The sequence below is a fragment of the Haloferax profundi genome, from assembly GCF_001469865.1.
Lineage (GTDB): Archaea > Halobacteriota > Halobacteria > Halobacteriales > Haloferacaceae > Haloferax > Haloferax profundi.
In genome coordinates this window covers 1-11,928 of the sequence record NZ_LOPV01000695.1, presented here as the reverse complement: position 1 = coordinate 11,928, position 11,928 = coordinate 1, and the positions used below count along the sequence as shown (strand labels likewise).

General features: G+C 63.0%; 9 protein-coding genes. 5 read left to right on the top strand and 4 right to left on the bottom strand.

The features are described 5' to 3' along the window. Window positions 1-21 precede the first annotated feature (21 nt). Window positions 22-546: a redoxin domain-containing protein gene (locus AUR66_RS18905; RefSeq protein WP_058573659.1), complete on the top strand. Its 525-nt coding sequence runs from the start codon at window positions 22-24 to the stop codon at window positions 544-546. Between the two features lie 74 nt (window positions 547-620). On the opposite strand, the gene AUR66_RS18900 is transcribed toward AUR66_RS18905, so the two are convergent. Continuing rightward, window positions 621-1,445, bottom strand: coding sequence for a lipoate--protein ligase family protein (locus tag AUR66_RS18900; protein WP_058573658.1), 825 nt, complete (start codon window positions 1,443-1,445; stop codon window positions 621-623). A 123-nt stretch (window positions 1,446-1,568) separates the two neighbouring features. On the opposite strand from AUR66_RS18900, the gene AUR66_RS18895 reads away from it, so the two are divergent. The 3 genes from AUR66_RS18895 to AUR66_RS18885 all read left to right on the top strand — a co-directional run bounded on the left by AUR66_RS18895 (window position 1,569) and on the right by AUR66_RS18885 (window position 5,907). Then, window positions 1,569-2,216 carry a VOC family protein gene (locus AUR66_RS18895; protein ID WP_058573657.1) on the top strand — a complete coding sequence of 216 codons (648 nt, stop codon included), beginning with the start codon at window positions 1,569-1,571 and terminating at the stop codon, window positions 2,214-2,216. A gap of 173 nt (window positions 2,217-2,389) precedes the next feature. Next, window positions 2,390-3,301 carry a serine/threonine-protein kinase RIO2 gene (locus AUR66_RS18890; protein WP_058573656.1) on the top strand — a complete coding sequence of 304 codons (912 nt, stop codon included), beginning with the start codon at window positions 2,390-2,392 and terminating at the stop codon, window positions 3,299-3,301. Between the two features lie 341 nt (window positions 3,302-3,642). After that, complete coding sequence (locus AUR66_RS18885; RefSeq protein ID WP_082682293.1) at window positions 3,643-5,907, top strand: methyl-accepting chemotaxis protein; 2,265 nt, start codon at window positions 3,643-3,645, stop codon at window positions 5,905-5,907. Window positions 5,908-5,916: 9 nt separating this feature from the next. Here AUR66_RS18885 and AUR66_RS18880 read toward each other — a convergent pair whose 3' ends face one another. Continuing rightward, entirely contained in the window at window positions 5,917-7,110 is a 1,194-nt protein-coding gene (locus AUR66_RS18880) for a lycopene cyclase domain-containing protein (RefSeq protein WP_058573655.1), read from the bottom strand. 79 nt (window positions 7,111-7,189) lie between these two features. Continuing rightward, window positions 7,190-8,239, bottom strand: a complete 1,050-nt coding sequence (locus AUR66_RS18875; protein ID WP_058573654.1) for a TrmB family transcriptional regulator — start codon at window positions 8,237-8,239, stop codon at window positions 7,190-7,192. A gap of 164 nt (window positions 8,240-8,403) precedes the next feature. Here AUR66_RS18875 and AUR66_RS18870 point away from each other — a divergent pair, with 164 nt between their 5' ends. Beyond that, complete coding sequence (locus AUR66_RS18870) at window positions 8,404-10,401, top strand: hypothetical protein (protein ID WP_058573653.1); 1,998 nt, start codon at window positions 8,404-8,406, stop codon at window positions 10,399-10,401. 82 nt (window positions 10,402-10,483) lie between these two features. On the opposite strand, the gene AUR66_RS18865 is transcribed toward AUR66_RS18870, so the two are convergent. Beyond that, the gene (locus AUR66_RS18865; RefSeq protein WP_058573652.1) at window positions 10,484-11,617 is read right to left on the bottom strand and encodes an ABC transporter ATP-binding protein; all 1,134 of its coding nucleotides are present in this window, start codon (window positions 11,615-11,617) and stop codon (window positions 10,484-10,486) included. Window positions 11,618-11,928: the final 311 nt, after the last annotated feature.

Here is an 11,928-nt window from a genome sequence, read left to right as displayed (position 1 = left end):
TCTCTGTGACGAGTTAGTGCTATGACTGGACTCCCCGTCGGTGCGAACGCCACCGACGTCGAGGCGACACTCGTCACACCCGACGGCGACGTGACAGACAGGCGTCTCTCGGACCTCGTCGCAGAGAACCCGGTTTTGCTGTGTTTCTACACCGCCGACTTCAGCCCCGACTGCACCGACGAGTGGTGTGCGTTCCGTGACTTCGACTGGTTCGCCGCGGGGCGAGACGTGACCGTCGTCGGTGCGAGTAAATCCGGCGTCGGGATGCACCGCCGGTTCATCGACAGGTACGACCTGACGTTTCCGCTTTACGCCGACACCGACCTCGAACTCGCGTCGGAATTCGACGTGGTCTACCGAACGTTTGGCGTCTCGAAACGTGCCCGGCGGTCGTGTTTCCTCCTCGACGAAGACCTGACGGTTCGCTACCGCTGGCTTGGCGACCACTGGCTAGACCCCACGCGAGACGTCCCCCCACTCACCGAAGTCCACGAGGGCATCACCGACGCTCTCGAACTCGAATCCACCGAGAACTTCGGGTTCTAAACGCCGACGCCGAGACGGATACCAGAATCCGAGTACCCGTCGGACGTTCGCTCACTCCGCCGCCGACGTCCGACTCACTGACGTTCGCGCGGATTCCGACGGACCCACTCGTCGGTCGCGTACTTCTCTTCGACCCGCGTTCGCGCCCGGTCGAGTTCGTCGTCTGTCCACGACCCTTCTTCGGCATCCACGAAGTCTGCGAGCGAGTCGGTCACCGCCTCGACGAACGTCTCACGGGATACGTCGGCGAGTTCGTCGACGCCGACGACGCGGTCTCTGAACTCCTCGGGCGTCACGTCGTGCCCGTCGAACACCCCGAGGTGCGTCTCGGCGTCGACGGAGTAGGTGAGAGAGCCGTGTTGGACGACTGCGTCGCGCCGGCGGTACTGGGCGTTGCCCGCGATTTTCCGCCCTTCGGCGACCATGTCGTGTGCGGGATGGAGCGCCCGGAGATAGCACGCTGGGTGCCAGATAACCGGCACGTCCTCGTCGACGAAGTCCACGTCGATACCGACCGACCGGATGGCGTCGAGAATTGGTTCACACAGGAGGTGGTAGCAGTCGATGAGGTCGCCGGGCAACTCGGCTTTCGGCGCGACGATAGAGTACGCCACGTCACCGTCTCGGTCGTGGTAGATTCCCCCGCCGCCGGTGGGTCGACGCGTGACGTCGATTCCCTCGCGCTCACAGAACTCCCAGTCGACAGTGTCCGGGTCTTCGCCGTACCCGAGCGAGAGACAACTGGGCTCCCACGAGTAGACACGGACCGTCCGCGGACCACCGTTCGCTGCCGTCTCACCCGCGACTTCGTCCAGTGCCATCTGCATCGGCCCCGAGCGGATATCTTCTCGAATCAGCCGCCACTCGCGGTCGGCGAGTGCGCCCTGCGAGTCGTTCATAGGCAGGGTTCGTCCATCCGGGAGAAAGCGATTTCGACGCAGACTGACAGAGGCGCGCACCAGTGTCGACGCTGGGAACGAGTCGAGCGATTCGATTATACCGCGACGCGGTGACTTCCACTCATGCACGTCCACCGCGTCGCTATCGCCGCGACCGACCCCATCTCGCTGTGTGACTTCTACGTCGAAACCCTCGGATTCGCTCCGGTGCCGGGTGCACAACGCTCCGTGACCGCCGGGGAGACCACGCTCTGGTTCGAACTCGGCGACACGGACGCTGACCACCTCGCGTTCACCGTCGACGCCGACGTCGACTCTGTCGTCGAATGGCTCGACGAACGCGTCGATATCCTCGACACCGACGAGGGGCCGAGTATCCGCTTCGACTTCATGGAGGCGGACTCGGTGTACTTCGAAGACCCCGAAGGGAACGTCGTCGAGTACGTCTGTTACGACGGGCAGTCGTCGGGCGAGTTCGACCCGGAGACGGACATCGTCGGCGTGACGGAAGTCGGGATGGCCGTCCCCGACGTGGCGTCGTTCGTCGCCGACTTGACGGCCGCCATCGACGTCGAGGTGTGGAGCGAGTTCGGCGACGGTGACATCGTGTTCGTCGGCGACCAGACTGCTCGGTTCGTCGTCGCAGCAGTTGGTCGGCCGTGGTATCCGACCGACAGGGCGGCGGCAGTGGACCCGGTTTCAGTACAGTGTGACGCAGACGGAACGTTCGACCCGGAGGGACTGCCGTACCGCGTCAACGTCCACCCGTAGCGAGACAGAAACTCGACGTTTCGACAGGAAGCGAGAACCCGAGACACATCTCTCGGGAGGTCACGATCTCAGATTCGCCGCGGTCAGCCGATTTCGTATCGTCGTATGAGATTTATCGACCGTCGATTCCCAGACTCGCGGCCCTTTTACGCCTCGCCCGCGGACAGAGGGACATGGTACGGAACGTCGCCGGCGTGATGGCCGAACTCGAGTCCGAGGACTTCTATCTCCTCTCGGGTGTCGAGCAGGGCATGCGCTTCAGCGAGTGGGTCAATCGCGGGAAACTCCCGAAGAACTCGGGGATGACCGCCGAAGAAGTCGACTACCGCATCGACCGCTGTATGACTCGTGACCTCATCGAGCGCAAGACCATCCAGTACGAAGGGTACAAACTGACGGTCGAAGGGTACGACGCACTCGCCTTGCGGACCTTCGCCCAGCGAGACACCATCCAGGGGTTCGGCGCACCACTCGGCGTCGGCAAAGAAAGCGACGTGTTCGAAGTCCAGTCGTTCAAACCGCTGGCTCTGAAGTTCCACCGCGAGGGGTACACGAACTTCCGCGAGGTGCGCCGCGAACGCGACTACACCTCCGACAACCACCACGTCTCGTGGCTCTACACCGCGCGAAAGGCCGCCGAACGTGAGTACGACGCGCTGGAGACGCTCTTCCCCAAGGTGTCGGTCCCTCGTCCGGTCGACCACAATCGGCACGCCATCATCATGTCGAAACTCGACGGTGTGGAACTCGGCAAGGCCCGACTGGACTCCGAGCAGGTGGTGGGCGTCCTCGACTTGGTCCTCGACGAGATGGCCTCGGCCTACGAAGCAGGGTTCGTCCACGCAGACATGTCGGAGTACAACGTCGCCGTCAGCGAGAACGGAATCACCATCTTCGATTGGCCACAGGCAGTCCCGACCGACCACGACAACGCCCGCGAACTCCTCGCACGCGACGTGAAGAACATCGTGAACTACTTCCGTCGCAAGTACCCCGCAGAGACGCCCGACGACGTCGACTTCGAGGCCCTCACCGACGCTATCGCTCGAAACGAGTTCGAGAGCGTCGAACAGGCCAGCACCTGATTTTTCGCCGTAGTCCGTCCTGCTCGGCCCGCCTCCTGCGCGAGTTCACTCGCTCTATCGTCTGTCGATAAACCAAATAGTACGATAGAGAATCGGGGGTCGGTCAGTATCTTCGGTCGAACCACGTCGAGTGACGACTCTTGCACGGTCTGTACGGACGAGACAGAATCCGCACGTCGAGTCGGAGTAGGTGTCGTTGTAGACGGCCGCACACGACTCGACGTTGCTGCTGGTCAGTTCTACACTATAAACGAGTTGACCAGTAAAGTCAAAATCTCCAGGAATATCTGTGGAGATAATTTGAGCCCCACAATTATGAGGAGTGTTAAGTACACAAGCATGTGCTTCGACTACTTCACCGGGCCCTCCCGGCGCGCTTCCAAGAACGGTACTTGTACAAACTCGCCGCCATGTTGAGCGTGCTCGTCGTCCTCACCTCGGGTGTCGGCGCGTACACGTACTTCACCGTCTCCGACGAACTCCACGAGTCGGTTCACGCCGAACTAGAGAACACGGCCACGTTACAGGCCGACGAACTCTCCGTGTGGTTGGACGAACGGTCCCAGATTACGCGGATGCTGTCGCAGTTCCCCATCCTCGATAGCAAAGACCCCACACAGATTTCGGCGTTCTTCGACAGGGAGATGACGAGTCTCCCGGACGACTTCGTCGCAATCCACTACGTGGACACCGCGTCGAACGAGGTTCTCGCGAGTTCAACACAGGACCGAATCGGTGGCACTGCGATTTCTGACGGTCGGAACTTCATCCACGGGTCGACGACGTTCTCCAGCAACGAGGAAGTCGCCATCACCGAGATGTACGAACGAGGCGGCGAGACGCACATCGCCTTCGTCAGTCCGGTCCCCGACGCGAAGGACCGTGCCGTCGTCCTCGTCTCGTCTGCTGCACACCTCCGAGAGGTGTTCGACGTCCCGTTCGACGGCTCGTTCGTCCAAATCGTCGATAGCGACGGTGTCGTCGAGTTCGACGAACGGGACGTGGCGAGCGGTGACGCGTACGGCGAACAAGGTTCGCAGGCACTCACCGACGGATTCGCTGGCGGGTCTGGTGCCTACGAAGCGGAAGCGAACGGAGCGTTCGACCAGCGCCACGTCGTCGCCTACGCGGGTGCCGAAGACCTCGTGGTCCTCATCCACGCGCCGACGAGTTCCGCCTACCACCTCCAGCAGACAGTCGGCACCGACATCGGCCTCCTCCTCACGGTGTTGTTACTCGGACTCGGTGGCCTGACGCTCGTCCTCAAGCGGAGTATGCTCGACCCACTCGGCGACCTCGAAGCCAAACTCACCCACCTCCGAAGCGGTGACCTCGACATCGACCTCGATACCACGCGGCGCGACGAGTTCGGGTCGGTCCTCGACGCTGTCGGGTCACTTCGGTCGGACCTCCTCGACCAGCGCCACGACGCAGACGTCTACAGCAACGTCATGGACACCGCCGCAGCAGGGGACCTCACTGTGCGGATGGACACCGACAGCAACTCCTCTGATATGCGGACCATCGCCACGTCGTTCAACACGATGATAGCCGACCTCGAATCGACCGTCGGGTCGGTGATGACGTTCGCAGACGAGGTACAAGAACGGAGCGACCACGTCGCACAGGGGGCCAACGAAGTCAACGCTGCCAGCGAACAGGTCGCGCAGTCGGTCGAACAGATATCCTACGGCGCAGACGAACAAGCGGGCAGACTCACGCGCGTGTCCGAGGAGATGGATACGCTCTCGGCCGCCGTCGAAGAGATTGCCACCGCCGCCGACCAATTAGCCGCCAACTCGGCCGAGGCAGCCGAACTCGGCGCCGATGGACAGGTCGCCGCCGAAGGTGCACTCCACGGGATGGACGCCATCCGTGAAGAGACGCGCTCGACGGTCGAAGACGTGGCCGAGTTCGGAGAACTCACCGAAGAGGTGGGCGACATCGTCGGCGTCATCGGCGACATCGCCGAGCAGACCAACCTGCTGGCGCTCAACGCGAACATCGAGGCGGCACGCGCGGGAGAGGCGGGCGAGGGATTCGCTGTCGTCGCCAACGAGGTCAAGCAACTCGCCGAGGCGACGACGGACTCTGCTGCCGAAGTCGAAGCGCTCATCGAAGACATCCAATCACAGCGTGCGACGGTCGTCTCCGGCGTCGAACGGATGGAAACCCGCGTCACCGAGGAGTCCGAGTCGGTCGAGACGGCAATCGATGCGCTCGACGACATCACCCAACGCGTCGAAGAGAACAACACGAGCGTCCACGAGGTCACCTCCGCGACTGACGCGCAGGCCACGTCGACGGAAGACGTGACTGCGATGGTGCAGGAAGTAGCGAGCGTGAGCGAAGAGACTACCGCCGAGGCAGAGACGGTGTCTGCCGCCGCAGAAGAGCAGGCAGCGTCTCTCAATCAGGTCACACAGAGCGCGAAGACGCTCGCCGCCAACGCCGAGGGGTTACAGTCGCTCCTCGACCAGTTCGACGTCGACGCAGCGGGTGACCTGTCTGCCGGGACGGGTGAGGACACGAGCGCTCACGTCGATATGACCACTGGGCACGCAGCGCAGTCGCCTGCGGTGAGCGACGGGGGAATAGACAGGTAGCCGACCACGTCACTCGGCGTTCGTCGTCGACGCGTCTGTCGACTCACCGACCGCCAGCGTCTCGTGAACGGCGAGGACGAACGCGGGGACGACGAGCATGAAGAGATGTTCTTCGAGCGGGATGCCGAGCAGTTCGACACCCGTTCGTAACGGAATCTCGAAGACACCGACTTCGAGCGTGTACCAGTCCCAGACGTAGGCGACTGGATAGACGATGGCAACAGTTCGGAGCGTGCGGTACATCGCGTCGCGGCCAACGCGAACGAGGAGGATGGCGGTGATGCTCCCGAAGAACAGTTCGGTCGCGAGGTAGGTGTACGGACCGAGGACGCCGATATCGGGGAGCGAAACCCCAGCGAGGGGGCGAAACGCCACGGCGACGACGAGGAGTGCGAGGAAGACGTACGACCCGCGGACGAGGAGCATCGTCGCGAGCGTCGGCGTCGCACGGCGGGCGACGAGGACGACGAGCGCGAACGGAAGGACGGCGACTGACGCGAACGGTGGGAACGCCCCGGTAATCGACCCTGCGACGACGAAGAAGAGACCAGCGGCGACGAGTGCGTAGGCCAGGCGAAACGCGGACGACTCACCGAGGACGACGGTGACGGTTCGTTTGTCGATAGACCGGTCGTACTCGTAGTCCTGTGCGTCGTCGATTATCTTGATGCCCGAGAGGACGAAGAGGAGGACACCTGCGAAGGCGAGCAGTGTCACGTCGAGTCCGCCGACCTGCGCGTAGTACCCACCGAGGATGCCGAGCGCGATACCGAGGGGATACCCGACTGTGGTCGTCACTGGATTCGTGTCTAACTGTGGAGCGTGGAAGAACCCGAGTAGCCATCCGGGGACGGTGAGGACGAGGATGCCGGCGTCGACGAGTCCGGCGAGTGCCCCCGCCGAGAGGACGAACCCGATAGTCGCCCCCACGAGACAGAGGAGACACCCGCGTCGCGTCAGCGGGTGGTCGTCGTCTTCGCCACGTCGGTAGAAGTCCACGTATCCGTCTTTGACGTGTGCAGTGTACACGCCGAAGAAGACTGCGGCGGCGTGGAGCGTCCCCAAGAGGAGCGAGAACTCCCCTGCGAGGATTGCGCCGAACCACGACGCTGCGAGTGGCGGGAGCATGAACACCGGATGCACCTGCGACGCGAGTGCACTGAGGGTCGCCCCGAGTCCGGTGTCGTGCCGTGCAATAGACATGTGTTAACACACGTGGTAATGGACTAAAATAGTGCAGTGGAGCCCGCGACAAACGGAACACGGAGACGGCCGAGAGAGGTCAGGAGATGGGAGCGAACTCGACGTACTCCGCCTCGAAATCTTCGACGAAGGCGCCGGGGCCACCGATGCTGTAGGTGCCGTCGTCCGTCTCGACGACGAGCGTGTTCTCGACTGGGAACGAGTTGTTCGCGGGTTCGAGGAGGCCCTGTCGGATATCGACGATTCGACCACTGAGTTCTGTCGGCCCGTCGGTGTGGACCATCTGCCCGTGGGCGGTGACGGTGAGCTCGATACCGGCGCGGTCACACAGTGTCGCCTGCAAGACGGCGTGGCGGAAGTTGTGGTACGTCGCCGGCAGGGAGTCGGGTTCGGTGGTGTACGCCTCTGCGGCCATCGGCCAGTAGTTCCCGAAGAACGACCCGACGATGACCGGGCCGAGGTGCGGTTGGGCGAAGACGATAGCCTGTGACTCGGAGTTCGACCGGGCGACCATCTCACCGGGCGCGACGAGGCCGATACGAGAATCGACGGTGAGCATCGTGGGCATCGGTTCGTGCCAGACGCGGACGAGCGAGGCGAGTCCGTCCAGCGAGAGGTCTTCGTGGGGTTCGACGCCACTCACGACGAGCGAGATGAGGATACCTCTGTCGCGGGCGGCGCGCAACTCGTCGGCAACCTCGTCGAGGACGTCGTACGGGAGCGACAGCGTCACTTCTGACTCGGCCCGGTCGACGAGTTCGGCGATGCGCTTGAGGACCGTCACCCGTGATTTGATGACCTCGAATCGCTCCTCGTCGGGGGCCGTCTCCGTGTACCGCGCTTCGAGCGCCGGTCGCATGGACTCGACGCTCTCCGAGAGCGACTCGACGACTTCTGCGGGTGGGAGTGGTCGAATCGTCGTCGGCACGACGTGGTCGTTAACTTCGACGAAGCCCCGTTCTTCGAGTTCTTGGCTCACGCTGTAGACGTAGCGCTTGGAGACGCCCGCCGCGTCGGCGATTTGGCTCGCCTTCGCCTCTCCGAGTTCGAGAAGCGTCAGGTACGTGTCGATGACCTTCTCGGAGAGGCCGAATCGCTCCAGAAGGTCGGCGAGTTCCCGGTCGTCCATACTCGACAGTCAACAACCACGGTACTTAATCACTCGAATCCAACGCCGCCCCCGCGACGACTCACCGGCGTCGACGTCGCTCTCGTGTCCCATCCAGAACAGTGTGAAAGTGTGAAGGAACATTACACCAAGATTATTATCAGGGGAGAACGCACGAGTCACCAATGCAATTACGCGACGCACTGGCCGACTACAAGCGGCACGCAGAACACCCGACTCGCTTCCCCGGTGAACGACGAACCACGAGTGGCCTCTTTTCGGGCCTCGGTGGACGACTCGTCCACGTCGAGCGAGACGGGTCGCTTCGGGACTTCGGCTATCCCCTCTCCGGGCGGTGGGGCGTCGAGCGCTCACGGTTCGGCGTCCGGTCGGTCGGTGACGACACGGGCGTCGTCTGGTTCGACGACGGCGCGACGCAGTCGTACGTCGGCGACGGTGGTCTCGTCGTCACCGAACACGAGACGTGCTACGGCGACGTGACGCAGTACGACCTCACGCTGGACGACGCGCACGTCACGCGGTTCGAGACGGACGCCGACGTGGAGCTCGTCTCGTTCGTCCACTTCCAACCCGACGGCCGTGACACGCTGGTCGGCCAACTCCTCCACGGCGACGCCGTCGAAGCGTACCACGCCGAGGAACACGACTTTCTCGCGTCGCATCCGACGTTCGACCACGTCGAAGGCCGCGTCCCCGAACAGTTCGACGAGTTACTCTCGGACGCCGAAGTCGAACTTCCACGCCCGCTCTCGGACGACAGATACGAAGAAGGCCAGTTGAGTGGTGCCGCCGTCGCGACGACACCGTTCGAATCGGGCGCTGCCACCGTCGGAACCCTCCTCACCGACGAAACCGAGACGGACAGAGATGCCGCGCTCGACACCATCCGTTCGCTCGTGACTCTCGGCCGTGAAGCGCTGGAATCTCGCGCCGCCGAACAAGCGGTCGGGTCGGTTCCCACTCACGACGAGGCGGCGGCGATGCGCGACGACGTTCGCGTCCTCTCGCTTCTCTCCGGAGCGCTCGGACTCCGTATCGCCGGCCCCGACTTCGACCCCTACTACGCGTACTCCGGTGGGTACGGGTACACGTGGTTCCGCGACGACGCAGAAATCTCACAGTTCCTCCTCGAATCCGACGAGAGACTCGGTCTCGGCCTCGACGCGTGGCACGAACGGAGCGCCCGCGCCTACTGCCAGACCCAACGCGACGACGGGTCGTGGCCGCACCGCGTCTGGCCGTTCGACGGGTCGCTCGCACCGGGGTGGGCGAACGCTCGCCTCGAATCGGGTGACGACGCCGACTATCAGGCCGACCAGACGGGGAGCGTCATCGCTTTCCTCGCGACGTACTACGGCGACTGCGACGACCCAGACCTCCGCGCCGACATCGAAGAGACACTCACACTCGCACTGGACAGTCTGGACGAGACGCTCGGCGACGACGGCCTCCCAATCGACTGCCAAAACGCGTGGGAGAACATGACCGGGCGATTCAGCCACACGACGGCGACGTTCCTCGAAGCGTACGCCGCACTCGCCCTATCGGACCTCGACAGCGACCTGACCGACCGCGCCGCGGCGCGCGCACGGGAAGTCTACGAGGGTGTCGACGCTCTCTGGAGTGACGAGCGAGACTGCTACGCGCTTCGTCTCGCGGGCGACGAACTGGACGACAGGTACGACTCGGCGGCCCTCGAACTCGTGTCGGCACACCGCACCTACGACGAACTCGACTCGGTCGACGACGACCGACTGGACCGACTCGTCCGCCACGTCGAGTCCGTCTTCGACGGCCTCTGGCACGACCCGGACGAGAGCGACGTGAAGGGTCTCGTCCGATTCGAAGGCGACGACTGGCGGATGCGCGAGCAGTCATCCGAAAAGATATGGACTGTCTCCACCGCGTGGGGGGCGAACGCCGCAGTCGAACTCGCTGCACTCCTCGCAGACCACGACGACGAGCGCCGGTCGTCGTTCGTAGACGAGGGGAAATCACTACTCTCGCTCGTCCTCCCGGACGGGCCACTCTGTACCGACGAGGGCTACCTCGCAGAGCAGTTCTTCGACGACGGGACGCCAGACAGTGCGACTCCGCTGGGATGGCCACACGCCATCCGACTGGCGACGGTGGCGACGCTCACCGACGAAGGGATGCTGTAAACCGGCCGGTCGCGTCTCGAAAAACAGCGAACAATCGTTTCACGCTGGGGCTACGCTTCCGGCGACTGCCGAGTCGTCGCAGTTACTGCGCCGGTGTGGCCTGCTTCTTCGACTGCCGGTACAGGAGTGACTCACCGGTTCGCGAGTCGAAGACGTGCAGGTCGGACTCGTCGAAGGTGACCTGTATCGTCTCGCCGGGGGTGGGGTCGACGTCGGAGTCGACGCGGGCGATGAAGTCGGGTGCAACGTCGAGGTGGAGGTAGTTGTCCGACCCGATTGGTTCGACGACGCCGACTTCGGAGTCGACCAGATTCGCCCCGTCGTCGGCGGTAGCCACGTCTTCTGGGCGGATGCCGATACGCAGGGTTCGCTCGTCTGTCGCCTCGCGGAGAGACTCGGAGAACGACGCAGAGAGACGGTAGGAGAACGACCCACCGTCGTCGAGAACGAGGTGGTCGCCGTCGCGTGCGGCGGTCACGTCGAGGAAGTTCATCGAGGGTGACCCGACGAACCCGCCGACGAACTCGTTGGCCGGGTTCTCGTACACGTCTTTCGGTCGTCCGACTTGCTGGAGTTTGCCGTCTTTCAGGATGACGATGCGGTCACCCATCGTCATCGCCTCTTCCTGGTCGTGCGTGACGTACAGCGAGGTGATACCGAGTTCGTTCTGGAGACGTTGAATCTCCGTCCGCATCGTCGTCCGGAGTTTGGCGTCGAGGTTCGACAGTGGTTCGTCGAAGAGGAACACGTCGGGTTCGCGGACGATAGCACGTCCGAGAGCGACACGCTGTTTTTGGCCACCGGAGAGTTCGTCCGGTTTGTCGTCCAGCAGGGCTTCGATTCCCATCATCTCCGCCGTCTCGCGGACGCGTTCGCGGCGCGCGTCTTTCGAGAGGTCGGTGCTCATCCGCAGGCCGAACGCCATGTTCTCCATGACCGTCTTGTGCGGGTACAGCGCGTAGTTCTGGAACACCATCGCCACGTCGCGTTTGCGAGCGTTCTGGTCTGTGACGTCCTCCTCGCCGATTCGAATCGTGCCCCCGGAGGGCGATTCGAGTCCAGCGACCATCCGAAGCGTCGTCGACTTCCCGCACCCCGAGGGGCCGACGACTGTGATGAACTCACCGTCGTCGACGTCGAGCGAGAGGTCTTCGACGGCGACGACGCGACCCCTGTCGTACTCCTTCCGTAACGTTTCGAGCGTGAGACGTGCCATTACTCCTCGTCTATCCCCATCGTCCATAATCGTTTTCCTATTTTCTGAATTTGTGATGCAATAGTTCGTAGCGAATTATTAAGGTGGCGAAATCGACAGACAACGATACGCCCAGTCCGCGTTTTGGAGGCCGAGATAGGTCGAAATCGGGCGAATTATCGCGTCCAGAATCGCCACGTTTCCTAACTATTAAATATATGAACACATAGTTCATCATAGATTCGCAATGCCAACGAACCGACGCACGATTCTCAAGCAACTGGCTGGCACGACTGCCGTCGGCGCACTCGCAGGGTGCGTCGGCGTCTCCG

Coding starts and splice junctions, on each gene's coding strand:
- AUR66_RS18905 (WP_058573659.1), top strand. CDS start 22: ATGACTGGACTCCCCGTCGGTGCGAACGCCACCGACGTCGAGGCGACA.
- AUR66_RS18900 (WP_058573658.1), bottom strand. CDS start 1,445: ATGAACGACTCGCAGGGCGCACTCGCCGACCGCGAGTGGCGGCTGATT.
- AUR66_RS18895 (WP_058573657.1), top strand. CDS start 1,569: ATGCACGTCCACCGCGTCGCTATCGCCGCGACCGACCCCATCTCGCTG.
- AUR66_RS18890 (WP_058573656.1), top strand. CDS start 2,390: ATGGTACGGAACGTCGCCGGCGTGATGGCCGAACTCGAGTCCGAGGAC.
- AUR66_RS18880 (WP_058573655.1), bottom strand. CDS start 7,110: ATGTCTATTGCACGGCACGACACCGGACTCGGGGCGACCCTCAGTGCA.
- AUR66_RS18875 (WP_058573654.1), bottom strand. CDS start 8,239: ATGGACGACCGGGAACTCGCCGACCTTCTGGAGCGATTCGGCCTCTCC.
- AUR66_RS18870 (WP_058573653.1), top strand. CDS start 8,404: ATGCAATTACGCGACGCACTGGCCGACTACAAGCGGCACGCAGAACAC.
- AUR66_RS18865 (WP_058573652.1), bottom strand. CDS start 11,617: ATGGCACGTCTCACGCTCGAAACGTTACGGAAGGAGTACGACAGGGGT.